This is a genomic window from Allobosea psychrotolerans, from assembly GCF_002917105.1.
In the GTDB taxonomy this organism is placed as follows: Bacteria; Pseudomonadota; Alphaproteobacteria; order Rhizobiales; family Beijerinckiaceae; genus Allobosea; species Allobosea psychrotolerans.
This window is the reverse complement of sequence record NZ_PQFZ01000007.1, coordinates 13,372-40,253: the sequence shown is the minus strand read 5'-3', so window position 1 is coordinate 40,253 and position 26,882 is coordinate 13,372. Positions and strand designations below refer to the sequence as shown.

The 26,882-nt window shown below is 66.0% G+C and carries 25 protein-coding genes; 16 read left to right on the top strand and 9 right to left on the bottom strand.

Translation table 11 applies throughout. The annotated features are described in order from the left end of the window. Positions 1–353: 353 nt before the first annotated feature. A complete protein-coding gene (locus CYD53_RS13715; RefSeq protein ID WP_181011861.1) occupies positions 354–722 on the top strand; it encodes a DMT family transporter in 369 nt (122 codons plus the stop codon). Beyond that, entirely contained in the window at positions 719–1,057 is a 339-nt protein-coding gene (gene mdtI / locus CYD53_RS13710; RefSeq protein WP_245928226.1) for a multidrug/spermidine efflux SMR transporter subunit MdtI, read from the top strand. Before CYD53_RS13715 ends, mdtI begins: the two co-directional genes overlap by 4 nt. On the opposite strand, the gene CYD53_RS13705 is transcribed toward mdtI, so the two are convergent. Further along, positions 1,044–2,213, bottom strand: a complete 1,170-nt coding sequence (locus CYD53_RS13705; RefSeq protein ID WP_103718655.1) for a glycosyltransferase — start codon at positions 2,211–2,213, stop codon at positions 1,044–1,046. The genes mdtI and CYD53_RS13705 overlap by 14 nt on opposite strands. A 19-nt stretch (positions 2,214–2,232) precedes the next feature. Then, a complete protein-coding gene (locus tag CYD53_RS13700) occupies positions 2,233–2,793 on the bottom strand; it encodes a polysaccharide biosynthesis/export family protein (RefSeq protein WP_103718654.1) in 561 nt (186 codons plus the stop codon). 180 nt (positions 2,794–2,973) lie between these two features. On the opposite strand from CYD53_RS13700, the gene CYD53_RS13695 reads away from it, so the two are divergent. After that, the gene (locus CYD53_RS13695) at positions 2,974–5,142 is read left to right on the top strand and encodes a GumC family protein (protein ID WP_181011860.1); all 2,169 of its coding nucleotides are present in this window, start codon (positions 2,974–2,976) and stop codon (positions 5,140–5,142) included. Positions 5,143–5,145: 3 nt separating this feature from the next. Here CYD53_RS13695 and CYD53_RS13690 read toward each other — a convergent pair whose 3' ends face one another. Continuing rightward, the gene (locus tag CYD53_RS13690; RefSeq protein WP_103718652.1) at positions 5,146–6,375 is read right to left on the bottom strand and encodes a GNAT family N-acetyltransferase; all 1,230 of its coding nucleotides are present in this window, start codon (positions 6,373–6,375) and stop codon (positions 5,146–5,148) included. Positions 6,376–6,606: 231 nt separating this feature from the next. Between CYD53_RS13690 and CYD53_RS13685 the strand changes: the two genes are divergently transcribed. Further along, the gene (locus CYD53_RS13685) at positions 6,607–7,659 is read left to right on the top strand and encodes a polysaccharide deacetylase family protein (RefSeq protein ID WP_103718651.1); all 1,053 of its coding nucleotides are present in this window, start codon (positions 6,607–6,609) and stop codon (positions 7,657–7,659) included. Positions 7,660–7,907: 248 nt separating this feature from the next. Here the strand turns inward: CYD53_RS13685 and CYD53_RS13680 are convergent, their stop codons facing one another. Beyond that, positions 7,908–8,117 (bottom strand): DUF2842 domain-containing protein, encoded by a 210-nt coding sequence (locus CYD53_RS13680; RefSeq protein ID WP_092164685.1) that lies wholly within the window; start codon positions 8,115–8,117, stop codon positions 7,908–7,910. A gap of 106 nt (positions 8,118–8,223) precedes the next feature. Here CYD53_RS13680 and CYD53_RS13675 point away from each other — a divergent pair, with 106 nt between their 5' ends. Next, positions 8,224–9,324, top strand: a complete 1,101-nt coding sequence (locus tag CYD53_RS13675; RefSeq protein ID WP_425428296.1) for a COX15/CtaA family protein — start codon at positions 8,224–8,226, stop codon at positions 9,322–9,324. Positions 9,325–9,408: 84 nt separating this feature from the next. Here CYD53_RS13675 and CYD53_RS13670 read toward each other — a convergent pair whose 3' ends face one another. From CYD53_RS13670 to CYD53_RS13660, 3 genes are all read right to left on the bottom strand, one after another. Then, complete coding sequence (locus CYD53_RS13670; protein WP_103718650.1) at positions 9,409–10,686, bottom strand: O-acetylhomoserine aminocarboxypropyltransferase; 1,278 nt, start codon at positions 10,684–10,686, stop codon at positions 9,409–9,411. 87 nt (positions 10,687–10,773) lie between these two features. Further along, entirely contained in the window at positions 10,774–12,006 is a 1,233-nt protein-coding gene (locus tag CYD53_RS13665; protein ID WP_103718649.1) for an FAD-dependent oxidoreductase, read from the bottom strand. Positions 12,007–12,112: 106 nt separating this feature from the next. Beyond that, on the bottom strand, positions 12,113–12,643 hold the full coding sequence (locus tag CYD53_RS13660; protein ID WP_103718648.1) for a CoA-binding protein: 531 nt from the start codon (positions 12,641–12,643) through the stop codon (positions 12,113–12,115). Positions 12,644–12,885: 242 nt separating this feature from the next. Here CYD53_RS13660 and CYD53_RS13655 point away from each other — a divergent pair, with 242 nt between their 5' ends. From CYD53_RS13655 to CYD53_RS13640, 4 genes are all read left to right on the top strand, one after another. After that, positions 12,886–13,167 (top strand): hypothetical protein, encoded by a 282-nt coding sequence (locus tag CYD53_RS13655; RefSeq protein ID WP_103718647.1) that lies wholly within the window; start codon positions 12,886–12,888, stop codon positions 13,165–13,167. Between the two features lie 20 nt (positions 13,168–13,187). Beyond that, on the top strand, positions 13,188–14,144 hold the full coding sequence (speB, locus tag CYD53_RS13650; protein WP_103718646.1) for an agmatinase: 957 nt from the start codon (positions 13,188–13,190) through the stop codon (positions 14,142–14,144). Between the two features lie 358 nt (positions 14,145–14,502). Further along, entirely contained in the window at positions 14,503–15,438 is a 936-nt protein-coding gene (gene argC, locus CYD53_RS13645; RefSeq protein ID WP_103718645.1) for an N-acetyl-gamma-glutamyl-phosphate reductase, read from the top strand. 118 nt (positions 15,439–15,556) lie between these two features. Continuing rightward, entirely contained in the window at positions 15,557–16,660 is a 1,104-nt protein-coding gene (locus tag CYD53_RS13640; protein ID WP_146055916.1) for a helix-turn-helix transcriptional regulator, read from the top strand. Positions 16,661–17,021: 361 nt separating this feature from the next. Here CYD53_RS13640 and CYD53_RS13635 read toward each other — a convergent pair whose 3' ends face one another. After that, entirely contained in the window at positions 17,022–17,873 is an 852-nt protein-coding gene (locus CYD53_RS13635) for a fumarylacetoacetate hydrolase family protein (RefSeq protein WP_103718643.1), read from the bottom strand. A 431-nt stretch (positions 17,874–18,304) separates the two neighbouring features. On the opposite strand from CYD53_RS13635, the gene CYD53_RS13630 reads away from it, so the two are divergent. Beyond that, complete coding sequence (locus tag CYD53_RS13630) at positions 18,305–19,624, top strand: OmpP1/FadL family transporter (RefSeq protein WP_103718642.1); 1,320 nt, start codon at positions 18,305–18,307, stop codon at positions 19,622–19,624. Positions 19,625–19,764: 140 nt separating this feature from the next. Beyond that, positions 19,765–20,382 (top strand): GyrI-like domain-containing protein, encoded by a 618-nt coding sequence (locus CYD53_RS13625; RefSeq protein ID WP_103718641.1) that lies wholly within the window; start codon positions 19,765–19,767, stop codon positions 20,380–20,382. A 45-nt stretch (positions 20,383–20,427) separates the two neighbouring features. Here CYD53_RS13625 and CYD53_RS13620 read toward each other — a convergent pair whose 3' ends face one another. Beyond that, positions 20,428–22,164 (bottom strand): PHA/PHB synthase family protein, encoded by a 1,737-nt coding sequence (locus CYD53_RS13620; protein WP_245928242.1) that lies wholly within the window; start codon positions 22,162–22,164, stop codon positions 20,428–20,430. A 219-nt stretch (positions 22,165–22,383) separates the two neighbouring features. On the opposite strand from CYD53_RS13620, the gene CYD53_RS13615 reads away from it, so the two are divergent. From CYD53_RS13615 to CYD53_RS13600, 5 genes are all read left to right on the top strand, one after another. Then, the gene (locus tag CYD53_RS13615; protein ID WP_103718639.1) at positions 22,384–22,845 is read left to right on the top strand and encodes a hypothetical protein; all 462 of its coding nucleotides are present in this window, start codon (positions 22,384–22,386) and stop codon (positions 22,843–22,845) included. A 160-nt stretch (positions 22,846–23,005) separates the two neighbouring features. Beyond that, positions 23,006–24,226 (top strand): LL-diaminopimelate aminotransferase, encoded by a 1,221-nt coding sequence (locus CYD53_RS13610; RefSeq protein ID WP_103718852.1) that lies wholly within the window; start codon positions 23,006–23,008, stop codon positions 24,224–24,226. Between the two features lie 271 nt (positions 24,227–24,497). Further along, positions 24,498–24,929 (top strand): hypothetical protein, encoded by a 432-nt coding sequence (locus CYD53_RS30280; protein ID WP_181011859.1) that lies wholly within the window; start codon positions 24,498–24,500, stop codon positions 24,927–24,929. A gap of 23 nt (positions 24,930–24,952) precedes the next feature. Next, positions 24,953–25,417, top strand: a complete 465-nt coding sequence (locus tag CYD53_RS13605) for a GNAT family N-acetyltransferase (protein ID WP_181011858.1) — start codon at positions 24,953–24,955, stop codon at positions 25,415–25,417. Between the two features lie 62 nt (positions 25,418–25,479). Next, positions 25,480–26,826: a homoserine dehydrogenase gene (locus CYD53_RS13600; protein ID WP_103718637.1), complete on the top strand. Its 1,347-nt coding sequence runs from the start codon at positions 25,480–25,482 to the stop codon at positions 26,824–26,826. The last annotated feature ends 56 nt before the right edge of the window (positions 26,827–26,882 follow it).

Genomic DNA, 26,882 nt, shown 5'->3' with positions numbered 1-26,882 from the left:
TTGAGCCCTACAAAAACGCGACATCGAAAAGGGCGATTTTCGCTTGGCCGATCAAGGTATTAATCCGGGGTTTGGGCTGCTGTTTTCAATGGTTTTTGTCTTTAAAAAGTTGTTTCAAGTTGACAAAAAGCAACGTTGCAGGCATATCTGACTGCGATGAGTGTCTGAGAAGCACATTTCTGAGCGGATTATGAGAACGGCTTTTGGCCGTTGTCGCGATGCCGCTGTGCTGCTTTCGCGGTGTTCCCGCCGAAGGCTTTCAATCCGGATGCCGTCTTTCAAAACTCGAACTTTTGCCTAGCTGCCTAGCGTCGCACCCGCGACGTCCAGCGCCGGCTTCGCCCGTGTGCAACATGTCTTTTCATTGGTTGGTTCTGCTCGCGGCCATCGCCGTCGAGATCGTCGCGACGGCCGCGTTGAAGTCGGTCGTCTCGGCGCCGTTCATGGTCACGCTCCTGCCGCTCATCCTGATCGGCCTGTCCTTCACCCTGCTCAGCGTGGCGCTGCGCGTCATTCCGCTGGCCGTCGCCTATGCGGTCTGGGAGGGGCTCGGCATCGTCGGCATCGCTGCCGCCGGGCATCTGCTCTTCGGCGAGCATCTCACGCCGACGCGGATCGTGGCGCTCTGCGCCATCATCGCCGGCATCGTACTGCTCGAGCGCGGCGTCGGCGGCGAGGCGGAGGAGCATGAGGCGGAGGAATATGAGGGGAGGCTCGCGTGACCGCCCCCCTTCTGCCGCAAGGCTTCGCCATCGCCTGGCTGATGCTGGCGGTTCTGCTCGAAGTCTCCGGCACCTATCTGCTCAAGCTCTCCGACGGCATGAAGCGCTGGCTCGCCGGCGGCGTCGGCATCCTGCTGGTGGTCGGCGCCTTCGCTGCCTTGGCTCAGGCGATCAAGGGCATGGACCTGTCCGTCGCCTATGCCGTCTGGGGTGGCGCCGGGTTGGTGATCACTGCGATCGTCGGCATGCTCGCCTTCGGCCAGCGCATCCGCCCCTCCGGCTGGGCCGGGATCGCGCTCGTCATCGCCGGCGTCGTGGCGCTCAAGCTGCTGTGACGCGGGCGGCCAGCGCGTCGCGATAGGCGGCGATGACGCCGTCGATCATCGCGTCGAGGGAGAAATTGTCGTGCACATGCCCGGCGAGATCCGCGGCTTGCGCCTGTCGCTCGGCATCGGGGGTGGCGAGCGTCGCCTTGATCGCCTCGGCGAGGACGACTGGATCGTTGGCGGCGATCAGCCGGTGCCTGTGGCGCGGGCCGTAGATCTCGTTGATGCCGCCGACATCGGTCGAGATCAGGGGCTGGGCTGCGGCTGCCGCCTCCAGGATGACATAGGGCAGCGATTCCGCCCGCGACGGGATCACCATCACGCGGGCCTTCGAAAGCGCCCTGCGGATCGGTCCCGGCGGCTCGAAGACGCATTGCTCTGCGATGCCGCGATCGATTGTCATCTTGCGCAGCTCGGCCTCGTCGGGCCCTGAGCCGACGATCAGGATGCGCGGCGTCAGCGCGTGCTGGCGCTTCAGCAAAGCAAGCGCGTCGATCAGTGTGTCGACGCCCTTGGCCGAGCGCAGTTCACCGAGATAGAGGAGGTCGAACGCCGCCTGGGAGTGGTCGATCGGCTCGAACTCGGCCTCGGAAATGCCGTTCAGCACGATGCGGTGGTCGGTTCGCGGCGGGTGCCCGACATAAGCCTCGAAGCGCCCGGCGATGAAACGGCTCTCGAACAGGAACATGTCGGTTGCGCTTTCGAGCCATCGCTCGACGGCCATGTAGATCTTATGCTCGGCTCCGCCGGGCTTGTAGTTGAAGCTGCCGCCATGGGGCGTGTAGGCCGTGGCATAGCTCCGGCCCAGGCTGAACAGGGCGGGAATGCGCCCGTACACGCCGCCCTTCGAGCCGTGGCAATGGACGATATCGGGCCTCAGCGCCTTGCGGAGCGAGATCTCGCTCATCTGCGCCTTCGCGTCGGTCAGACTCGGATAGCGCGACATCGGCACGCGGGTCACGCCGAGCGAAAGCTGGGGCGAGAGCTCGCGGAAGACCTCGTCGGCGCGGGCTCCGCCCGTGGTGGCGTCGCAGAAGATGCCGACATGGTGGCCGCGCTCGACCTGGCCGCGCGCGAGGTCGAGCACATGCCGGAACAGGCCGCCGAGTGGCGCACGGAAGACGTGGAGAATGCGCAGCGGTTGCGCCTGCGGGCTGTCCGTCATCGGAAGCGCTCCGGACGGATCAGAACCAGCGTTCCTTGATGACGATCGTATCGCCGGGTTGGACGGCATAGGTGATCGGCACCGTCGCGGTGACCAATTGGCCGTCGACCTGCCGCGTCACTTCAGCCGAGGAGCGTTGCCCGCGCGGCGTGAAGCCGCCGGCGATTGCCACGGCCGTCTGCACGGTCATGCCGTTGACGTAAGGAAACTGGCCGGAATTGGTGACTTCGCCAAGGACGAAGAATGGGCGGTAGGTGTCGATCTCGACCGAAACCTTGGGCTCGCGCAGATAGCCGCGTCGCAGCCGCCCCTCGATCGCCTTCTCGAGCTGCTGGGTGGTGTGCCCTTGCGCCTCGATCGTATCGATGAGCGGCATCGAGATGCGGCCTGCGCCGTCGACCGCGTAGATGTTCGAGAGATTGTCCTGCCCGAAGACGATGATGCGCAGGCGGTCGCCGCTGGCGAGCCGATAGGGGCCGCTCGGCTGGGCGACGGCGTAGTCGGCGTCGACATAGCGTGGTGTGCAAGCAGTCGCGGTCATGGCGACGGCCAGAACGAGAGGGACGAGATGGCGACTCATCGCGTGCGGTACCCATGCGGAAACTGAGGTCAGGACTAGGCCGATATGGTTAAGAAAACCTGATGATGAACAAGGTCTGTCTGCCTGTTTCCGGCTTTAACCCGGCACTAACCTTACTGAGCTTTGATGATGGTCGCGTTCTCTCCAGGGCGCCGCGAAGTGTCCGTGAAGGGAAGCGTCATGACCGCTCAGACCGAGAGCCAAGCGCGAGCCGAAAACCATGGGCGTGATGCCGGCGAGGCGCGCGGCGACATGCTTGATCTGGCGGCGCTGTGGGCGGCGATCAAGCATCGCAAGCTCTGGATCATCACCCCCACGGTGGCGGCGCTCGGCCTGTCCTTCGTTGCGGTCAACCTCATCCCCGCCCGCTACACCGGGGAGGCGCGCATCCTTCTGGAGAACCGCGACAGCTTCTATACGCGGCCGGGACAGAGCACCGGCGAGAGTTCGGGCCAGCAATTCGACAGCGAAGGCGTGCAGAGCCAGGTCCAGGTCATCATGTCGCGTGACCTGGCGCGCGAGGCGATCAAGCGCATCGGCCTTGTCGGCAATTCCGAGTTCGATGCGGGTGCAGGCGCGCTGAGCGCACTGAAGAAGATCGGCGTGATGATCGGAATTGGCGGCCATCCGGCCGATCGGTCGCCGGAGGAGCGCGTCCTCGAGAAATATTACGACCGCTTGCTGGTCTATCCCGTCGGTCGCTCGCGCATCGTCTCGGTCGAGTTCACCTCGCATGATCCTGAGCTCGCGGCCAAGGGCGCCAATACCATCGCCAGCACCTATCTGGAGGCGCAGGAGGCGGCGAAGCAGGACACGGCGCGCAGCGCCTCCTCCTGGCTCTCGACCACGATCGAGCCCTTGCGCAAACGCCTTGCCGAGGCCGAGGCCAAGGTCGAGGAATACCGCTCCCGCAATGGCCTGCTGGTTGGCGCCAACAACACCACGATCACCTCCCAGCAGCTCACCGATCTCTCGGCTCAGCTTTCTGCCGCCCGTAGCCAGCAGGCCGAAGCGCAGGCCAAGGCCGGCCTGATCCGCGACGCGATCAAGCAGGGCCGTACCTTCGAAATTCCCGATGTCGCCAATAACGAACTCGTGCGTCGCCTGATCGAGCAGCGCGTCAACCTGCGCGCCCAGATCGCGCTGGAATCGCGCAACCTTCTCTCCGAGCATCCGCGGATCAAGGAGTTGAACGCCCAGCTCGCCGATCTCGAGGGTCAGCTCCGCGCTGCCTCCGAGCGTGCGGTGCGCACTCTGGAGAACGAGGCCAAGATCGCCGGCCAGCGTGTCGAGAGCTTCACCGCCGCCCTCGACGGCCAGAAGAAGAACGTCTCCAGCGCCAATGACAGCGAGGTGCAGCTGCGCGCCCTGGAGCGCGAGGCCCGGACGCTGCGCGACCAGCTCGAGCAGTATATGCAGCGCTACCGCGAGGCGATGGCGCGCGACACCCAGAACGCTGCGCCGGCCGATGCCCGCATCATCTCGCGCGCCGTGGAGCCGACCGAGCCGTCCTTCCCCAAGAAGATCCCGACCATGGTCGTGGCGACGCTGGCGACCTTCATGATCGCACTGGCCGCAGTCGCCTCGCGCGAATTGCTCAACGGGCAGGCCGGTGCGCCGTCCGGCAAGCCGCAGCGCACTCCGGGTTGGGTCGGCGGCGGCACGACCGCTCGCACCGATCCGCGCCGCGAGCGCGTCGCGGGGCTGCTCACCCATGGCGGCCGGCTCGGACAGATCACGCTCGACCTCGAGCGGCCGGAAGAGACGCTGGCCGATCTCGCCGAGCGGATCGACGAGCCGCCGCGCGGCATGGCTCCGATGGTCGTGGTGCTGGATGGCGGCGGCGACGGCGCGACGACGGCGCGCGACCTGGCCGAACTTTTGTCCCAGCGCTGCCGCTGCATCATCGTCGATCTCGTCGTCGACGGGGATCTCAGCCAGCCCGGCTTCTCGGAACTGCTCGCCGGCGAGGCGCTGTTCTCCGATATCATCACGCGTGCCGAGGGTTCGCGGCTGCATCGCATCGGGCCCGGCCATGCCGGCCGCGACGCGGTGCTGGCGGCACCCGACCTCGTCGAGGTCGCGCTCGACGCGCTCTGCGAGACCTATGACTGGGTGCTGGTGGCGGCAGCCTCGAGCGATGACAGCGCCGTTCTGGCGCCGATCGCCGGGCGCGCCCAGGGCGGCCTGGTCATGGCCGGCCAGGTCGGCAACGGCCATGCGGTCGAGGCGGCCTATCGCCTCTCGGATCTGACGAAGGCGCCGGTCGCGCTCGTGCTCGATGCGCCGACCGTCAACTTCGCCGGCGCGGTGGCGACGATGCGCCAGCATGACGAGGAGCCGGCCTGAGGCCTATTCCTCGCTCGCGCTGCGGCCCCGATTCAGCCAGCCCGAGGCGCGTTGCGCCAGTTTCAGCAGCACAGGCGAACTCTTGACCCGGCGCTTGAGCGCGCGCTTGGCCCGGGCCAGGCCGGCAAAGGCGCGTCCCTTCACCGTGAGCGGCAGGAAGGTGTCGACCAGTTCGTCGCGATCGTCGCAGATCGTCGTCTTGTAGCGCGCCTCGCCGACGCCCAGATCGAAGACGCTGATGCCGGCTTTGCCTTTCAGCTTGATCAGATCGACCAGCAGGATCTCGCCGGGGCTGGTCTTGGCGATCTCGCTGTCCATGTCGAACGACGTCGCCATCCCGGAGAAGCGCTGGCCCTGTACCGCGCCGACATAGGTCGCGACCGAACGGCCCTCGACCTCGAGCGAGTAGAGTTCGAGCGCAGGCTGGACCGCGCCCCCCGTCGCTGCAGCCCGCTGCAGGAAGGAGCGCATTGCCGGATCGGCGAAAGGATCGGGCACGCCCATGGCCTTGAAGCGTGCGGCCTTCTGGATCAGGAAGGCGTCGATCACGCTGGCGATCTCGGCCTGGCTCTCCGCCTTGACGAGGCGTGACGCGCCGAAGCTGGCGAAGCGGTTGCGCTTGTTCTTGAGCTTCTTATGCGCATGGCTGCTCATGGCGCGCCGCAGCGCTCCGTCGGAATCGCCCGGCGTGAGCGCGAGCTTATAGGCGCCGCTCGGGCTCGGCCCGGCCGCGAGCAGGGCCGTCGGGTTCGCCACGCCCTGCCACAGCGTCGGCTGGTTGACGAAGACGAAGGCGTCGAGCCCGCCGATCGCCGCCCCGATCTCCTCGAGCATCCGGCTCGTCGTCTCGGCATCGAGCGCGGCGGCGAAATCGGGCGCGTAGAGGCCCATATGATAATTGGCGTGCTTGCCGCCGATGAATTCGGCGAAGCGGATGCCGTTGCGGCGCGTGATGACCAGCGGCAGGATCGCGATGGCCTGGGCCAGCGCGTCGCGCAGCACGGCATAGCGGAAATCCATGCCATGGGCCGTACCGACCGTATCGGTGAAGGGCTGCACCCAGCCATAGGCCTGATAGGGCGTCACCAGCGCATGCGCCTCCAGCGCGCGCCAATCGGCTTCGATCGCGGTGATGTCGGAGGAGATTGCGAGCGAACGCCAGGGCAGGGCGCCAAGCGCGCTGCGGTCCTCGGTGAGAGACAGGGCCGAAGGGCGTTCGGCGAGTGCGGACATGCTCAGGCGGCCTCTGCGGGCAAATGATGCGCCCTTTTAACCCGCTATTGTGAACAGACCGGTCAAGCTCGCGTGAGCCGGCCGCGAGATCGGTGAACAGCGTTACCGAGCGGTTGCCAGAGCATTTTCGCGCGGAGTGGACACCGGTTCGCGTGAAGACAATGCGATAAAACAAGGAGGTAGAGCATGTCCGCGATTCGGAGACACGCGGCAGTGTTCCAGGGATAAGCGATGACTCTGCGCCACAAAGCCTTCTCGGCCGTGTTCAAGGCGATCGCGCTGACGCGCGCCGATCGCTGGGGCAGGGGATCTGCGCAAGGCGCGGGCGTGATCCTGACATTGCACCATGTCCGGCCGGCTTCGCCTGCCGGCTTCCAGCCCAACCGCCTGCTGGAGATCACGCCGGAATTTCTCGACCTGACCCTGACGCTGATCAGGGCGCAGGGTTATGACATCGTCTCGCTCGACGAGGCGGTCGCGCGCCTGACCAGCAACAGGCAGAGCCGCTTCTTCGTCGCGCTGACCTTCGACGACGGCTATCGCGACAATCTCGACCATGCCTGGCCGGTGCTGGCGAAGCATGAGGCGCCCTGGACGCTGTTCGTGACGCCGGGCTTCGCCGACCGCAGCGCAAGGCTGTGGTGGCTGGAGCTGGAGGAGGCGATCCGCGTCCTGCCGCGCATCGCGCTGGAGCTGCCCGATGGCGGCTTTGCCGCCCGTACCGAAACCGATGCCGAGAAGCTGCACGCCTTCACCACGCTCTACTGGCGTCTGCGCAAACAGCCGGAAGCGATTCTGCTCGCTGCGATTTCCGCCCTGGCGCAGCAGGCCGACGTCGATTCCGCTGCGTTGACCGAGCGCGATTGCCTGCCCTGGGAGACGCTGCGCGCCGTCTCCGGGGCGCCCGGCGTGACGATCGGCGCCCATACGCTCAGTCACCCGATACTGGCGAAACACGAGGCCGAGATCGCCCGCGGCGAGATCGTCGAGAGCAAGGCGCGGCTGGAGGCGGAACTCGGCATCCCCATCCGCCATTTCGCCTATCCGGTCGGCGATCCCGGTTCGGCCGGGCCCCGCGAGTTCAAGATGGCGGCGAAGGCGGGGTTCGCCAGCGCCGTGACGACGCGGCCGGGCCATCTCTTCGACGCGCATGCGCGCCATCTCCACGCCTTGCCGCGCGTCTCGCTCAACGGTCATCACCAGAGCGAGGAGGCGGTGCGGGCGCTGCTCTCGGGCCTGCCCTTCCTGCTCTGGAACCGGGGGCGGCGGGTGAATGTGGGTTAGCTCGCTTCCCTTCTCCCCTCGCGGAAGAAGGTGGCACGCAGCGCCGGATGAGGGGGCGCCGTGCCCTGTCCGGTTGGTGTCATATTTGCCTAGTCGGATAGCTCACAGCGCCCCCTCATCCGTCTCGGCTTCGCCGAGCCACCTTCTCCCGCATCAAAGTCGGCTGTTGCCGACTTTGACACTTTGGGTTGCCCATCTCGGGCAAGCCCGGGATGGGTGGGAGAAGGGAAGAGGCGTCGCGCTGCCCTTCACCTCTCGTCCTTGCGCTCCATCCAGCGGATCAGCGGCAGGAGCGGCAGCACCCAGGCGAGGCCGAGCGCGATATAGGCGATCGTCTGCACCAGCTTGGGCGCCTCGGTGATGCGGCCCTGGGCCAGCGCCATGGCGACGAGCGCGTAGACGCAGACGAAGACGAGGATTGCGACGGTGCCGATCAGCTTGCGGTGGCTCTGGGTCATGCTTCGTCTCCGGCCCTGCAGGCCGTCGGCTGCGGCAATGCGGGCGTTGTCGGGTCTATCTTGCGGGTCTATCTGTCACCCGCGCGTCTGATTGTGAAGCGCGGCATTGACGAGCGAAGGCGCAGCTTCCGTGACGATCGCCCTGGACCAGCCCGTTTCCCAGACCCGCAGCGATACCAGCCATGCCGGCATCCGCCGCTGGCTCTGGATCGTCGCCGCGCTCGTCTTCGTCATGGTCATCGTCGGCGGCGCGACGCGATTGACGGGCTCGGGTCTCTCGATCACCGAATGGAAGCCGATCACCGGTGCGCTGCCGCCGCTCTCGGAGGCTGCCTGGGCGGCCGAGTTCGAGAAATACCGCGCCAGCCCGCAATACCAGCTCCTCAATGCCGGCATGGCGATCGGCGAGTTCAAGTTCATCTATTGGTGGGAATGGGGCCACCGCCAGCTCGGCCGCTTCATCGGCCTGGTCTATCTCGCCGGTTTCCTGGTCGTGGCGCTGCGCCGCCTGCTGCCCTGGCGGCGGACGCTCACCCTCTTCGGCATGGGCCTGCTGCTGGGCCTGCAAGGGGCGATCGGCTGGATCATGGTGGCTTCGGGGTTGGAGCCCGGCATGGTCGCCGTCGCGCCGGTGAAACTGACGTTGCATCTCACCTTCGCCGGGCTGTTCTTCGCCTCGGTCGTCGCCTTCGCGACCTCGCTGACACCGCTGCGGCGCGTCGAGCCGGCGCGGGGGCGAGCCGTCGCCTGGCTGCTCCTGGCGCTGCTCTTCCTGCAGATCGCGCTCGGCGGGCTCGTGGCGGGGGCGCGGGCTGGCTTCACCCTCAACACCTGGCCGCTGATGGACGGTGCGCTCGTGCCGCCGGCCTCGATGCTGTTTGCGCAAAACCCGTTCTGGGAGAACTTCGTCGACAATGTCGCCCTGGTGCAGTTCAACCACCGCCTCGGCGCCTATCTCCTGCTCGCGGTCGCGCTCTGGCACATGTTCTGGCTGCGCCGCATCATGCCGGGCTCGGGCGCGGCCAAGCGCGCCACCGCAATCTCAGGTCTCGTCCTGGCGCAATCGGCGCTCGGCATCGTGACCTTGCTGCTGGTCGTGCCGCTCTGGGCGGGGCTGGCGCATCAGGCGCTCGGCTTCACCGTGCTCGCCATGGGCGTGGTGCATCTGACGCGGACGGAAGGGGCGGCGCGTCATGCTCGGGCTTGACCCGAGCAGCTCGTGAAGACGAGGCTCGCTTGCGAGAGGTGCTCGGGTCCGCGCCAAGCGCAGCCCGAGCATGACGTCTGAGGCTCAGCCCAGCGCCTGGTCGAGATCGTCGATCAGGTCTGCAACATCCTCCAGCCCGATCGAGAGCCGCACCACCTCCGGTCCGGCGCCCGAGGCCGTCTTCTGCGCGTCCGTGAGCTGGCGATGGGTGGTCGAGGCCGGGTGGATCACCAGCGAGCGGGTGTCGCCGATATTGGCGAGATGGGAGAACAGCTTGAGGTCCGTGACCAGCTTGACGCCGGCCTCGTAGCCGCCCTTGAGGCCGATGGTCATGACCGCGCCGCCGCCCTTGGGCGAATAGCGCTGGGCGAGCTCGTAATACTTGTTGCCGGGCAGGCTGGCATAGCTGACCCATTCCACTGCCGGGTGGCTCGACAGATGCGTGGCGACGGCCAGCGCATTCTCGCAATGGCGCTGCATGCGCAGCGGCAGGGTTTCGATGCCGGTCAGGATCAGGAAGGCGTTGAAGGGCGAGAGCGCCGGACCCATGTCGCGCAGGCCGAGCACGCGGGTCGCGATGGCGAAGGCGAAATTGCCGAAGGTCTCGCCCAGCACCATGCCGTTATACTCCGGCCGCGGCTTCGACAGCATCGGGTAGCGGTCGTCGCCGACCCAGTTGAACGAGCCGCCATCGACGATGATGCCGCCGACGGAATTGCCGTGCCCGCCCAGGAACTTGGTGGCGGAGTGCACGACGATGTCGGCGCCATGCTCGAAGGGGCGGATCAGATAGGGGCTCGCCATCGTGTTGTCGACGATGAGCGGGATGTTGTGCTGCTTGGCGATCTTGGCGATGCCGGCGATGTCGACGACGACGCCACCGGGATTGGCGATCGATTCGATGAAGATCGCCTTGGTCTTGGGCGTGACTGCGGCGGCGAAGCTCTCGAGATCGTCGGAATCAGCCCAGATCACGCCCCAGCCGAAGTTCTTGTAGGAGTGGTTGAACTGGTTGATCGAGCCGCCATAGAGCTTCTTGGCGGCGACGAACTCATCGCCCGGCTGCAGCAGCGCGTGGAAGGTCAGGAATTCGGCGGCGTGGCCCGAGGCGACGGCGAGGGCCGCCGTGCCGCCTTCGAGCGCAGCCACGCGCTCTTCCAGCACCGCATTGGTCGGGTTGCCGATGCGGCTGTAGATATTGCCGAAGGCCTGCAGGCCGAAGAGCGAGGCGGCGTGGTCGACATCGTCGAAGACGAAGCTGGTGGTCTGGTAGATCGGCGTGGCGCGCGCGCCGGTGGCTGCGTCAGGGGCCGCGCCCGCATGGATCGCAAGCGTGTGGAAACCCGGTGCGCGGTCGGTCATGGCGTGCTCCCTGAAGACTTCTGAATTCGAGACGGTGCGTTCGTTTTAAAGAACGGTCGCGACGGCGTCAATTCAGGGGCCGGGTGTTCAAGGGCGGGCTGCGAGCTGTGGCCCGATATGCTCGGGCCTGATGCCGAGGCCGACGATGCGCGCCGGGATGCGGCGCAGGATCGGGAACCAACCGAACAGCCTGAGCAGGAAAGGCGGGCCGAGCGGGGCGCCGCTGTCGGCGCGCGCCAGCAGCGGCGAGATGATGCGGTTCTGGGCCAGGACCTGGATGCGTTGCGTCGCCCTGGTCGGGAACTCCCGGCGCTCCTGCACGGCTGCGAGATCGGCATCGGTGAGCCGCTTCTCGCGCAAGGGCGCGGCGAGGCGATTGGCTGCCGCGACCGCGTCCTGGACCGCGAGATTGACCCCGACGCCGCCGATCGGTGACATCGCATGCGCCGCGTCGCCGATGCAGAGCAAACCTGGGCGCCACCAGCGCTCGAGCCGGTCGACCGCGACGGTCAGCAGCTTGATCTCGTCCCAGTCCGCGATGACGTCGATCCGGTTGGCGAACCAGGGTGCGAGTTTGACGATGCCCTCGCGGAAGGCCTGGAGCCCGGCTGCTCGCAGTGCGTCGAACCGGCCCTTGGGAATGACGAAGGCGCATTGCCAGTAATCGCCCCGGTCGAGCGTGACGAGCAGGCGGCCATTGGCGACCTGGCCGCCGGTCTGGCCGGGGTCGCCGGCCTCGCGCGGCAGCCTGAACCAGAGCACGTCCATGGGAGCGCCGATGTCGAGGCTTTTCAGGCCGGACGCCGCCCGGATGTCGGAGCGGCGCCCATCGACCGCGACGACGAGATCGGCGCGGATGCTGAGCGGGCCGTCATCGGCCGTGCCGGTGAGGCCGGTGATCCGGCCGTCCTCCTCGATCAGCCCCTCGGCCTTCGCACTCATCAGCAAGGTGAAGCGCGCCTGCTCGCGGCCCCTATCGGCCAGGAAGTCGAGGAAATCCCATTGCGGCATCATCGCGACATAGGGAGCCGCGACCGGCAGATGCGAGAAATCGACGAACTGGATGGTCTCGCTACCGAAGCGGATGGCGAGCTCGCGGGTCTTGGTGTGCGGCAGCTTGAGGAAATCCTCGAGCAGGCCGAGCTCGTGCATCAATTGCAGGGTCGAGGGATGGATGGTGTCGCCGCGGAAATCGCGCAGGAAATCGGCATGCTTTTCCAGCACGATGACGTCAACGCCGGCCCGCGCCAGCAGGAAGCCGAGCATCATCCCGGCCGGGCCGCCTCCGGCGATGCAGCAGGTGGTGGAGAGGTTTGCCATGCGCGCTTCTCCACTGCGCGTCATTCTCGGGCTTGTGCCCCGACAATCTCATGACCAGCCAGCTGGTTGACGAGATGGCCGGGACAAGCCCGACTATGATGCGGGTTTACGTCCCCGGCCGGTGGATCGTCAGCTTCTGAAAACCCTTGCCGGCGAGCACCGGCTTCTTCGAGGAGAGTATCCGTGAATTGATGCCCTGCCAGCCGATCTCGCCGGAGAGCCGGCCATATTCGATCTTGGGGCAGCGATTCATGATGACCGTGACGCCTTTCGCCTCGGCCCGCGCGGCGGCCTCGTCATTGCGCACCGAAAGCTGCATCCAGATCACCTTGGGCAGAGGATCGAGCGTCAGCGCCTCATCGGTGATCGGTCCGGCGGCTTCGGAATTGCGGAAGATCTCGACCATGTCGATCGCGCCGGGGATATCCCTGAGCGAGCCATAGACGGTTTTGCCAAGCAGGGTCTGTCCGGCGAGCCCGGGATTGACGGGAATGACGTCATAACCGCGATCGAGCAGGTATTTCGTCACGATCCAGCTCGGCCGTGCCTCGTTGCTGGAGGCTCCGACCAGCGCAATGCGCTTCACGCTCTTGAGGATGTCGCGGATCAGGCTGTCGGGGTAGGCATCGTGAGGCATGAAGCTGATCCGGCGAGAGGGCAAGCGCGGTTCTACACCTGCGCCGGCGGAGCGTCGATCTCGAAGCGCGCGCGGCGGGCCCAGCGAAAAATCCGCTGGAAACGACAGATTCGGCTGTGCAGCCCTGCCGCGGCGGCTGGAGCAGCGGGCGTGCCGTGCTAAATCTCAGAGCCGGATGCGAAAAGGTGGGAACCGGTTTTTCGCATCCGGCTCTAGAATTCGACCCGCCGCTCCGGAACTCCATGCGCGTCCTGCTCGTCCTGATCGCTTTCGCCATGATCGCCGTGCCTTCGCTGCTTGCGCTGTCGCGCGAGGATGCATCCCGTGGCCGGCGCATCGGCAGCGCATTGGTGATCTTTCTGGCGCCGGCCATCGCGCTCGGGATGATCCACGGCGTGCCGGAACTCGACGGCCGGGCGCTGGACTATCCGATCGCCTGGACGACGCTGCGGCTGGTGCTTTCCGCGCTCGCGCTGATCCTGCCCTGGTGCCTCTATGTCTGGCTTGCCGGCCCGCGCCGCTGAGCCCTTTTGAGATCGCTGACATGACCGAACCCGCCGACACCCCGACGATCGACCACGCCTTCACCGGCGACAGGCACGGCGCCGCGCATGACCCGACCTATGCGGGCGCGCTCTCCTTCATGCGCCGCCGCTACAGCAAGGACGTCACCGGCTGCGACCTTGTGATCTGGGGCGTGCCCTTCGACCTTGCCGTCTCGAACCGGCCTGGCACGCGCTTCGGCCCGCAAGCCCTGCGCCGCGTCAGCGCGATCTTCGACGGCGACGCGCAATATCCCTCGCGCATCGACCCGTTCGAGCATCTCTCGGCTGTCGATTACGGCGATTGCCTGCTGCCGCGCAGCGATCTCCAGGGCTGCGCCAAGGCGATCGAGGACGGGGCCGCGAAGATCATCGCCAGCGGCGCCCATCTCGTCACGCTCGGCGGCGACCATTTCATCACCTTGCCGCTGCTGCGCGCCCATGTCGCCCGCCATGGCAAGCTCGCTTTGGTGCAGTTCGATGCGCATCAGGACACCTGGGATGACGGCGTCGGCGCGATCAGCCACGGCACTTTCGTGCTGGAGGCGGTGCGCGAGGGGCTGCTCGATGTCGAGCGTTCGATCCAGATCGGCATCCGCACGGTCGCCCCGCGCGATTGCGGCATCGCGATCATCGACGGCTATGAGGCGCAGGCGCTGGGCGTGGACGGCGTCGTTGCGCGCATCAAGGAGCGGGTCGGGCAGGGGTCGGCCTATCTGACCTTCGACATTGACGGGCTCGACCCCGCCTTCGCGCCGGGCACCGGCACGCCGGTGGCGGGCGGGCTCTCCTCGGCGCAGGGGCTGGGCATGGTCTGGGGCATCCGCGACCTCGATTTCTGCGGCATGGACGTGGTCGAGGTCTCGCCGCCCTATGACCATGCCGACGCGACCGCGATCGCCGGCGCGGCCGTGGCGCAGCATTACATCCAGGCGCTGGCGCTGAAGAAGATGGGGTGATGCGGGTTGCATCGGTCTGGCAGCGCTGCGGCGCAACCGATTCAAATGCCTCAGAGACCTGGCACCGTCATGCTCGGGCTCGACCCGAGCATCTCCTGCAAGAGATTCTCGGGTCTTCGCTGTGCTTCGCCCGAGAATGACGGAGGCGACGTGTCGAGATTGACAGCGCAGCCTCCCTCCATCATATCCCTCCCTATGATCACGAACCTGATCCGACGTCGCCCGACCATGGCCGCCTCTGCGCGACCGCGATGACGCTCGGCTGCTAGTCCGATTGTCCGCGACCGCGCCATGAGCGCGGTTTTTTTATGTCTGAAGCCGACGAAGCAACCTGCTTTCGCACCCATCGGGGGTCCAGATGAGCCAGAACCTGAAATCCATCTTCATCGACGGCGAGGCCGGCACCACCGGGCTCGGCATCCGCGACAGGCTCGCGGCCGTGCCAGAGGTCGTGGTCAAGAGCATCGCTGCCGACAAGCGCAAGGACCCAGCCGCGCGCAAGGAGATGATGGCGGGTGTCGATCTCGTCGTGCTCTGCCTGCCCGATGATGCGGCCAGGGAATCGGTCGCGCTCGCCGATGAGCTGGGTGGCGATGCGCCCAAGATCGTCGATGCGGCGACGGCCCATCGCGTCGCGCCGGACTGGGTCTATGGCTTTGCCGAGATGGCGCCGGGCCATGCCGAGAAGATCGCCAATGCCAACCGCGTCTCCAACCCCGGCTGCTATCCGACTGGCGCGATCGCGCTGCTGCGGCCGCTGGTCGATGCCGGCCTGCTGGCGCAGGACCACCCCATTACCGTCAATGCGGTGTCGGGCTATTCCGGCGGCGGCAAGAGCATGATCGAGGCCCATGAGGCCGGCGCTGCCCCGGCCTTCGAGCTCTACGGGCTTGGCCTCCACCACAAGCATCTGCCGGAATTGCAGCTCTATTCGCGCCTGACGCGGCGGCCGATCTTCGTGCCCTCGGTCGGGAATTTCCGGCAGGGCATGCTGGTCTCGATTCCGCTGCATCTCGACATGCTGCCGGGCAAGCCGACGACCGCCGCGCTCGAGGCCGCGCTGACCGCGCACTATGCCGGTTCGACCTATGTCAGCGTCGTGCCGAGCGCTCAGGCCGGCGGCAAGCTGGAGCCGGAATCGCTCAACGACACCAACCGGCTCGAACTGCGCGTCTTCGGCGATGACGCGCTGGGGCAGGCGGTGCTGGTCGCCAAGCTCGACAACCTCGGCAAGGGCGCGTCGGGTGCGGCGGTGCAGAATATCCGGCTGATGCTGGGGCTGGCCGAGGGCTGACCTCAGGCCTTCACGGAAACGTGAAGAGGCGCTTGTTCCAGCGCAAGTCCGTTTCAGGCGCGCATCGTATCATAGTGATAGATGCGCGCCGCAAAGGCGCGGCGAAAGGATGAGGTTCTTGCCGACGGCCGCGCCCCCGGAAAACCAACTGATCGACCGCATCTACGAGGCGGCCATCGTCTCCGAGGGATGGCCGGAGGTGTTGCGGGCGACGGCCGAGGTTGCCGGCTGCCGCGAGGCGCTGTTCGGCACGATACTGGACGGGGAGGCGCGCCTGACGGCGTCGAGCGCGGCCTTCGAGACGACCTATAACGACATCATGCTGCGCCTGCCCGTGCCGGTGAACCAGCGCAGTTTGCGGCTTCTCGCCTGTCGGCATGCCGGCTTCATCACCGATGCGGATGTGTTCACACCCGACGAGATCGCCACCGAGCCACTCTATCAGGAGATGCTGATTCCTTCCGGCTATGGCTCGGCTACGGCAACTGCCATTGCTTGCCCCTCCGGCGATGTCATCGTCGTCCATTGCGAGCGCGGCTTCGAGGAAGGCACTGTGGAACCCGAGGCGGTCGCCTCGCTCAACCGCCTGCGGCCGCATTTCGCCCGCGCCGGCCTGCTGGCGCGGCGTCTCGGGCTGGAGCGGGCGAGGGCTGCCGCCCAGGCCCTCGAAATGATGGGTTTGCCAGGCGCCGTGCTCGGACCGGGCGGTCGCATTCTCAGCTGCAACAGCCTGCTGAGCGCGCTGATGCCAGCGGTCTTCCGCGACCGGCCGGCGCGGCTCGGGATCGTCGACGCTGCCGCCGACCGCATGCTGGAGACCGCCATGGCGGCGCTCGCTCATCAGGCTCATGATGCGGCGGTGCGTTCGATCGCGATCCCGGCAGGGCAGGGGCACCCGCCCATCGTCGTGCATCTCTCGCCGGTGACAGGCCGGGCGCGCGACGTGTTCACGCTGGCCAGCGCGATCCTGGTCGCGACGCCGGTGCTGCCCCATCGCATTCTGGGCGCCGATCTCATCGAGGGCCTGTTCGACTTGACGCCGGCGGAAGCGAAGCTGGCAGCGATGATCGCCGCCGGGCACGCGCCCCGACAGGCGGCGCAGCGACTGGGCGTGACGGAGGGAACCGCCCGCACGACGCTCAAGCGCGTCCTCGCCAAGACGGGAGTTCACCGCCAGTCGGACCTCGTCGGCATGCTTCAGGGCGCGGCCAAGCTCGGCTGATAGCCTGAGGCGGCAGGATCAATCCCTCTGCGCCTGGTTCTGCGGTCACATGCCAGAGCGTTTGCGAGCGAAGCAGAGACCGCTTCGCGTGAGAACGACGCTCAAAACAACGAGCTGGAGCCGTTGAACGATCGAGTTTGAGGAGAAACAGCTCTCGGAATGCCCCCATTTGGGGGGTGCGCGGATCGCGCCGGCGTGAAATCTTCAGAAACACATGCGGCCGGTTGGCTGCTGTTCGGGGCGTCGTCACTCCGGCGGACCGCCTCCGGCACGCGCTCATGGCAGATGAGGGCTGTTGGCCGGTTGGATCTTCGCCACCATGACCGGGTCAAGCGGTCATGGTGGCGCTTTTTTTAAGCCCTCAGGCAGCCTTGTACGGCACGAAGTTCTGCTTCTGCGTCCCCAGCCCCTCGATGCCGAGCGTGACGACCTCGCCGCCCTTCAGGAAGCGCGGCGGCTTGAAACCGAGGCCGACGCCGGGGGGCGTACCGGTGGTGATGACGTCGCCGGCATCCAGCCGCATGAACTGGCTGATGTAATGCACCAGATAGGCGGCGCCGAAGATCATCGTCTTGGTCGAGCCGTTCTGGACGCGCTCGCCATCGACCTCGAGCCACATGCCGAGATTCTGCACGTCGGCGATCTCGTCGGGGGTCACCAGCCAGGGGCCGAGCGGCCCGAAGGTCGGGCAGCCCTTGCCTTTGGCCCATTGCCCGCCGCGCTCGGCCTGGAACTCGCGCTCCGAGACGTCGTTGCAGACGCAGAAGCCGGCGATCGCGGCCATGGCGTCTTTCTCGTCGATATAGGAGCCGCCGTCGCCGATCACGATGGCGAGCTCGACCTCCCAGTCGGTCTTCACCGAGGCCTTCGGGATCATCACGTCGTCATAGGGGCCGACGATGCAGTTCGGCGCCTTGTTGAACAGGATCGGCTCCTTGGGGATCGCGGCGCCGGTCTCGGCGGCGTGATCGGCGAAGTTGAGGCCGACGGCGATGAAATTATGCACGTCGCCGACGCAGGCGCCGATCCGCGGCGAGCCCTGGACGAGCGGCAGCGATTCGGGGTCGAGCGCCTTGAGCTTGGCGAGCGAGGCCGAGCCGAGCGTCTTGCCGGCCAGATCCGGAATGACGCCGGAGAGGTCGCGCAAGCCGCCCTTCGCGTCGAGAAGACCCGGCTTCTCCTCGCCAAAAGGGCCGTATCGCAGCAGTTTCATGGTGTTTCCCCCTGTTTCAATCGATCTAATTCGGGTGGCGCGCACCTGAGCGGATGGGGCGCACAATGACAAGTGAGTTCGCGCGCATGACGCGGCTGCGTCTGGATAGCCCTGAGATTGTTGCGCCGATGCAACGTATCCCGCGAAAGCAACATGCCTGGCAATCGAGCGACCTTGCACGGCTTTTAGCCGGTTGTGTCGAAATCGGCGATAGTTCGTATGTAAACGATCGTTTTGGCCGCAGGGCTTTGCGGCGACGCTGGAAATCGGCATGTTTTTGGCGGTTTTCCGGCATGCCGCTTCGGAAACAAGCGAAGTTGCGGCGTTTTTAGGGCGCTTGCGGCGGGATTGCGGCCAAACCGGCCTCACGTCATGGTGGCGTCAGCGAGGCACTTCGACCTCGAAAAATGCAATCAAAGGGATGGATTAGGATGAAGAGCACCGTTCGCCTCATCGCCGCGGCAACCGTTTCGGCAGCTGCTCTTCTCGCGGCCGGCTCAGCCTCCGCCAGCTCCTTCGCCATCCGCAGCGGCCAGAGCGCCGAAGGGCTCGGCATGGCCTATGCCGGCGCCGCCTCGGGCGGCATCGGCATGGGTGCGATGGCCTGGAACCCGGCCACGATCACCATGTTCCCAGGCCGCAACAGCAACTGGAACTTCACCTATCTCAACGCGAATGCCGATTATCAGCCGACCGCGGCCACGCGCCTGGGCTCGCCGCTAGGCCCGCTGAGCCCGATCCAGAACGGCACCGGCAATCTCGGCGGCGACGGCGCCTTCATCCCCGCCTCCTATAGCGCCTGGCAGCTCACCGACCGCTTCTGGCTCGGCGTGACCACCGGCGCGCCGTACGGCCTGCGCTCGAAGCCCGACCAGCAGGTCAATGCCGGACAGGTCTATGGCCGCTCGGCCAAGGTGCAGACGATCAACGTCTCGCCGACCGTCGGCTACCAGGTGAACGACTGGCTCTCGGTCGGCGCTGCGCTACAGGTCCAGTATTTCAATGCCGCGCTGAAGCAGGCCTCGGGCGTCGGCCCGACGGCGGCACCGGTCATCCTCGAAGGCGATACGATCGACTTCGGCTATCGCTTCGGTATCACCTTGACGCCGTTCCAGGGAACCTCGATCGGCCTGGCCTATCGCTCCGAGGTGCGCCAGACGCTTGAGGGTACGTTCCGCACCCCGGCAGCAGTCATTCCGGTCAAGGCCAACCTCAACCTGCCCGATTCGGTGGTGTTGGGCGTGTCGCAGGTGATCAATGATCAGTGGCAGGTCCATGCCGGCGTGGAATGGACGAATTGGAGCCGCTTCCGCAACATTCCGATCGTCAGCCAGCTGAATGGCGCGCCGGTCACGAGCCTGAACTTCCAATATGACGATGCCTGGTATTTCTCGCTGGGCGCGGAATACAAGTACAGCAGCGCGCTGACGCTGCGTGCCGGTGTCGGCTACGAGCTCTCGGCCGTGAACGACCGCAACCGGACGATCTTCATTGCCGACAATGATCGTCTCTGGCTCTCGGCCGGCTTGAGCTATCAGGTTACCGACAAGCTGAAGCTCGATCTCGGCTACACCTATATCGATGTGAAGAAGGCGAGCGTGAACTACACTGGCAGCCATCCTCAGCAGGCCGCCGTGTTCTACACCGCCGAGGCCAAACCCTATATCCACATCGCTTCGGTCGGCCTGACCTATCGCTGGGACAACCCGGCCGAGACGGTCCCGTTGCGCCCGGTCGTCCGCAAGAACTGAGCGGAGCCTCCACACAAGGGAAAAGCCGGCCTTCGGGCCGGCTTTTTTGTTGCTAGCTTGGGGGAGCGCGGGGTGGGCAATGCTCGCGACGGCTGGAAAGGCACGAACGAGAAGGGCGGCGCGGCGGGAAAGGGCCGAGGATGGCGAAGATCGATTTCAGAAAGAGCCTGAGGCCGCTCTATAGCCCCCCAGTCGGGGAGTTCGTTCCGGTCGAAGTGCCGCAGATGCGGTTCGTGAAGGCGGACGGCGAAGGCGATCCCAACAGCGCTCCGGCTTACCGTTCGGCGATCGAATGGCTCTACGGGCTCAGCTACGCCATGAAGTTCTCCGCGAAGGCGGGTCTCGGCAGGGACTATGTGGTGCCGCCGCTGGAAGGATTGTGGTGGGCCGACGATCCCAAGAGCTTCATCCGGCGCGAAAAGGACCGGTGGCGCTGGACGATGATGATCATGGTCCCCGATTTCGTGACCCGTGACATATTCGAGAGCGCGCTGGCCAAGACAGGCGGGAAGCTCGGCGAGCCCCCACGGAGCCTGCGCCTCGAACCCTATGACGAAGGGCTATCGCTCCAGACCCTGCATCTGGGCAGCTATGATGAGGAGGGGCCGGTCCTGGCCCGGCTCCATGGCGAGGTGATGCCCAGCAAGGGATTGGCCTTCAACGGTCCACATCACGAGATCTATCTGAGCGATCCGCGCAGGACCGAACCGGCCAAGCTCAAAACGATCCTGCGTCAGCCGGTGAAGTTCATGACCTAGGTCGGTTCAGGGGCGAGAGCCGTCCGACTCGCCCCCGTTTTCCGTCTAGGCCTTCATCTTCACATAGCTCCCCGGCGCATCCTCCAGCGCCGGCAGCTTGCCGTCTCCGGGCTGGCGCGCCGGGACGCGCTTTGTCGCCTGCGCCTCGATCCAGGCGAACCAATGCGGCCACCAGGAGCCGGGATGCTCGGTCGCCGCCGCGATCCAGTCCTCGTAGCGCCCTTCCGCCTTGCCGCCGGTCCAGTACTGATATTTGACCTTGGTGGGCGGGTTGACCACGCCGGCGATATGGCCCGAGCCCGCCACGACGTAATCGACAGGGCCGCCGAAGCATTGCGAGCCGAGGAAGACCGACGGCGCCGGGGCGATATGGTCCTCACGCGCGGCCAGATTATAGATCGGGATCGTCACCTTCTTCAGGTCGAGCGTCTCGCCCCCGATGCGCATCTCGCCCTTTGAGAGCTTGTTCTCAAGATAGCAGTTGCGCAGGTAGAAGGAGTGGTTGGCGGCCGGCATCCGGGTCGAATCGGCGTTCCAGTAGAGCAGGTCGAAGGCGGTCGGGGCCTTGCCCTTGAGGTAGTTGTTGATCGCATAGGACCAGATCAGGTCGTTGGGCCGCAGCATGTTGAAGGCGCCGGCCATGCGCGAGCCGTCGAGATAGCCGCTCTTGGCCATCTTCTCCTCGACCGCGCGAATCTGGTTCTCGTCGACGAAGACGGACAGTTCGCCGGCCTTGGAGAAATCCACCTGCGTCGTGAAGAAGGTGGCGCTGTCGATGCGCTTGTCTTTTGTTGCCGCCATATAGGCCAGGGCGACGCCGAGCAGCGTGCCGCCGACGCAATAGCCGATCGCGGTGACGCGCTTCTCGCCCGTTGCCTGTTCGATGGCGTCGAGCGCAGCAAAGATGCCCTCGCGCATATAGCTCTCGAAATCCTTGTTGGCGTGGCGCTCGTCGGGGTTGACCCAGGAGATGCAGAAGACGGTGAGACCCTGCGATACGCACCAGCGGATGAAGCTCTTCTCGGCGTTGAGGTCGAGGATGTAGAATTTGTTGATCCAGGGCGGCACGATCAGGAGCGGGCGCTTCAACACCTGCTCGGTTGCCGGCGCGTACTGGATCAGCTCCATGATCTCGTTGCGGAAGATCACCTTGCCCGGCGTGGTGGCGATGTTGACGCCGACCTCGAAGGCATGCGCGTCCGACTGGCGGATCTTGAGCTCGCCCTTGCCGGCCTCGATGTCCTCGGCCAGCATCTTCATGCCGCGCACGAGATTCTCGCCGTTCTGCCGCAGCGTCTCGCGCAGCAATTCGGGGTTGGTCGCGACGAAGTTCGAGGGCGAGAGCGCGCCGGCGATCTGCTTGACGTAGAATCGCGCCTTCTCGCGCGTATGCGGGTCGATGTCCTCGGTGCGCTCGACCATGTCCTCGGCCCAGCGCGAGCCGATGAGATAGGCCTGCTTGACGAAGTCGAACATCGGATGCGCCGACCAGTCGGGGTCGTTGAAGCGCGCGTCGCGCTTGTCGGGCTGGGCCACGGGCTCGGTCGCCTCGCCGCTGACGCGCTTCAGCGTAGCGCTCCACAGGCTGAGGAAATCGGCGGTGATCGAGGCCTGCGCCTCGATGATCTTGCGGGGATCGCTGACCCAGCGCTCGGCGACCCGGCCGAGCGTCTTGACCATCTCGCTGACCTCTTCGGTCGCAGCCGGTTTGGCCTCGCCGCGCTCGATCGGCTTCAGATAGGCTGCGGTGACCTTGCCGTATTCCTCGACCAGGCGGCCCATATTCTGCGTGAATTGATCGAAGTCGGGCGCTAGGGTCTCCGGCGCGGCATCGGGTGAACCGGCGTCCAGTCTCGGCTTGTCGTCCTTTGGCCGATTCATGGCGCCTCTTCTCCCGTCGCTTTATTCTGCGGGGCAGCTTAACACTCCCCATTTTGGTCCCATTAAGGACGTAGCCGATATGATTGACAAACAAAAATCGACAATGCGCCGGAACCGCTCATGCTCTTCGATCCGCCCATGATGAAATCGATGACCATGCTGCTGGGGCCGGCCATGCTTGCCCTGTCGCTGGCAGGCTGCGCGGGCGAAGGACCGGTCAAGACGGTTGCCGAAGTCGCCGGAATCGCCACGACCCCGCAGGAGGCCAAGAGCTTCGTGCAGCAGACCCGCCCTGTCGATCCGGCCTATATCCCGATCAACAAGACGATCGCCGTCAATCCCCTATGCGCCGGCCCGACGCCGCCGCCGGCCTATACGCCGACGGGGCAGGCCGCCCGTTTCGCGGCTCCGGTGCCTGATCAGAAGCCGACCGACCCCTGCAAGCGGCGCGCCGAGTTCAAGCAGATCGAGAGCCAGCTCGAGGCCAGGCGAATTGCCAATGATGCGGCAGGGGCCCAGGCCGTCTCGCTCGGCAAGGCCTTGCCGGCGCCGGCGCCCGCTGCGGCGCAGCCGACGAACTGAACCCGTATCGGCCGGGGAAACCGGCTCTTTTGGAGCGTTCGATCGATTCTTGCGTTTTTAGGGCTGCCAAGACCGAAGATGCGGTGCTAAGCACCCTTGGCGCAAGGATCTGACTTGCGTGCATCACAAGTCCGCCGTCCTGGCGAGGGATCTGTTCGATATGGCCGATTTTCACCGCATCAAGCGCTTGCCGCCCTACGTCTTCGAACAGGTCAACAAGATCAAGGCAGCCGAACGCGCCAAGGGCGTCGACATCGTCGATCTCGGCATGGGCAATCCCGACTTGCCGGCCCCAAGGCATGTCATCGAGAAGCTGGTCGAGACCGCCGGCAAGCCGCGCACCGACCGTTATTCGGCCTCCAAGGGCATCGGCGGCCTGCGCCGCGCCCAGGCGCATTATTACGAGCGGCGCTTCGGCGTGAAGCTGAATCCGGAGACGCAGGTCGTGGCGACGCTCGGCTCCAAGGAAGGCTTCGCCAATATGGCGCAGGCCATCACCGGCCCGGGCGATGTCGTGCTGGTGCCCAATCCGAGCTATCCGATCCACGCCTTCGGCTTCCTGATGGCGGGCGGTGTCATCCGCTCGGTTCCGGCCGAGCCGACGCCGGCATTCTTCCCGGCGCTGGAGCGGGCGATCATCCATTCCGTGCCGAAGCCGATCGCGCTCGTCACCTGCTATCCGGCGAACCCGACGGCCTTCACTGCCTCGCTCGACTTCTACCGTGATCTCGTCGCCTTCGCGAAGAAGCACGAGCTGATCCTGCTCTCCGACCTCGCCTATGCCGAGGTCTATTTCGACGACAGCAATCCGCCGCCCTCGATGCTGCAGGTTCCGGGTGCGATCGATGTGGCGGTCGAGTTCACCTCGATGTCCAAGACCTTCTCGATGGCGGGCTGGCGCATGGGCTTCGCCGTCGGCAATGAGCGGCTTCTCGCCGCTTTGGCGCGGGTGAAGTCCTATCTCGACTACGGCGCCTACACGCCGATCCAGGTCGCGGCGGCGGCGGCCCTGAACGGTCCCGACGATTGCATCCGCGAGATGCGCGAGATCTATCGCAAGCGCCGCGACGCGCTGGTCGAGAGTTTCGGCAAGGCCGGCTGGGAGGTGCCCGTGCCGCAGGCCTCGATGTTCGCCTGGGTGCCGATTCCGGAGAAGTTCCGCCATCTCGGCTCGCTGGAGTTCTCGAAGCTCTTGATCGAGAAGGCCGAGGTCGCGGTCGCACCGGGCATCGGTTTCGGCGAGCATGGCGACGATTTCGTCCGCATCGCGATCGTCGAGAACGAACAGCGCATCCGCCAGGCGGCCCGCAATATCGGCCGCTTCCTCAAGACGGCGGACCAGACCCTGCACAACGTTATCCAGATGCCGAAGGCCGGGTGAGGGCGTAAGCCAGTCCGGGCACGACGCCTGGACCAACCACCGCGTCATCCCGGGCTTGCCCGGGATCCATCGAAGGCCGCTGAACTCTACGATGGATCCCGGATCTCCGCTGAGTTTATCCTTGGGCCGATCGAAGATCGGACCCGGGGGCTGCGTCCGGGATGACCGGGAGGGTGTCAGAAGGGCCGTAAGCACTGGACCGCGCCTGCGAAACATGGGAACCCCTTGGTCACGGACACGCCCGTCCGACTCGGGGCTCAAGGCGCGTGAGATGTTCTCAAAAGGCCGTCTGATCGGCATCGGCTTCGGCCTGTTCGCGTTGATCAGCCTTGTCGCCACCTATGATTATTCGCGCGGGCGACTGCCCCAGACGGATTCGCCACTGGTCGCCGATGTGCTGGCCGCGACGACGGCGCGCGATTGCGGCCGGGACGCGACCGAGATCGTCACCCGCTATATCCCGCTGGGCACTGAACAGGCGCAGGCCGAGCAGGTGCTGGAGAGCGTGACCATCGTGCCGCCGAAGCCCTGGTTCTGGCGCCCCGTGATCGAGAATTCGACGGCCTGGGACGGCGCTTCGCTGGAGGCGCTGCGGACGATCAAGGCCACGGCCTTCGGCAACAACCTGCTGCGGATCCATCTGAGCTTCGCCGAGAAGAAGGTGAAGCGGGTTGCAGCCGAGGTGGTCTGCCGCTTCGACTGAGCACTGCGTGCGGAGAAGGTTCTGTGACGATCGTGGTTCAGCGGGAAAGCCCGGATCAGCCGAGCGTCGTTGATTTCCTCAGGCAGGCGGATGAGCGCTCCTCGGCGCTCTATCCATCTGAGCACAGGGTCGGATCGCCCCTGGCGGCGCTGCTGGCGGATAATATTCGGTTCTTCGTCGCAAGGGCGGATGGCAAGGCGCTGGGCTGCGGCGGCTATGCCGTCTTCCCGGACGGCTCGGCCGAAATCAAGCGCCTGTTCGTCGATCCCGCTGCGAGAGGGCAGGGCGTCGGCCTCCGGCTCGTCCAGGCAATCGAGGCTGCCGCTGCTCGGGACGGTGTCCGGCAGATGTTCCTGGAGACGGGCATCAAGTCGGATGAGGCCCTGGGGCTCTACCGGCGTATCGGTTTCAAGGAGTGCGGACCGTTCGGCTCCTATGCCAACGACCCGTTGAGCATCTTCATGGTCAAATCGCTCGAGCCGGCGTGAATGGCAGGTCATCCCGAGCTGCGCCGTTGACTCGCGCCTCCCCTCATGCGACCCCGCGCCACATGACCCTCGCGCCTCCCTCGCCACAATCCTCGCCGCTTCGCATCGGCCTTGCCGGGCTTGGCACCGTTGGAGCCTCCGTGCTGCGCATCCTGCGCCGGCAGGAGAATGCGCTCGCCGCCCGCTGCGGTCGCGCCATTCGCGTCACCGCCGTCTCGGCGCGCGACAGGACCCGGGATCGCGGCGTCGATCTTGCCGGCCTGACCTGGTTCGACGACCCCGTCGCGCTGGCGAAATCATCGGAGATCGACTGCCTGGTCGAGCTTGTCGGCGGCTCGGACGGCCCGGCCAAGGCTGCGGTCGAGGCTGCGCTCGCCTCCGGTAAATCCGTCGTCACCGCCAACAAGGCGCTGCTCGCCCATCATGGCGTTGCGCTGGCGACGCTTGCCGAGGAGAAGGGCGTGGCGCTGGCCTTCGAGGCGTCGTCGGCCGGCGGCATCCCGGTGGTGAAGACGCTGCGCGAGGCTTTGTCGGGCAACAATGTTACGCGGCTCTATGGCATCCTGAACGGCACCTGCAACTACATCCTCTCGCGCATGGAGATGGAGGGGCTGACCTTCGAGGCCTGCCTCGCCGACGCCCAGCGCCTGGGCTATGCCGAGGCCGACCCGACCTTCGACGTCGAGGGCTACGATACCGCCCATAAGCTCGCCATCCTGACCAGCCTGGCATTCGGGACGAAGATCGATGCCGAAGCAATTCATGTCGAAGGCATTTCCTCGATCGCTCCGCTCGACCTGAAGATGGCCGACGAGCTCGGCTACCGGATCAAGCTGCTCGGCGTCGCCGAACGTACCAAGACCGGCATCGAACAGCGCGTGCACCCGACCATGGTGCCGAAATCCTCTGCCATCGCGCAGGTGATGGGCGTGACCAACGCCGTCACCATCGACGCCGATGCGGTCCGCGAGATCACCCTGGTCGGCCCCGGTGCGGGCGGCGACCCGACGGCCTCGGCCGTCGTCGCCGATATCGCCGATGTCGCGCGCGGCACGGCGGGCCTGCCTTTCGGCCTGCCTGTGGCGCGGCTGGAAACGCCGACGCGTGCGCCGATGCAGCGGCATGAGGGCGGCTACTACGTCCGGCTTGCCGTGCTCGACCATCCCGGAGCCGCCGCCGCAATCGCGACCCGCATGGCGCAAGCCGACATCTCGCTCGAAAGCATCGTCCAGCGCCGTTCGGAGAGCGCCGCCGCGCGCGACCCCTCCGGGCGTTCCGGAGCGCCGGTCCCGGTCGTGCTCATCACTTACGCCACCAGCGAATCCGCGATCCGGGCGGCGCTGGAGAAGGTTTCTGCCGACGGCCATATCGCGGAACCGCCGCAAGTCATCCGTATAGAGCGCGAGTAGCGAATGGCGAGTGGCGAGTGGAGTTCCATTCGCCACTCGCTACTCGCCATTCGCCC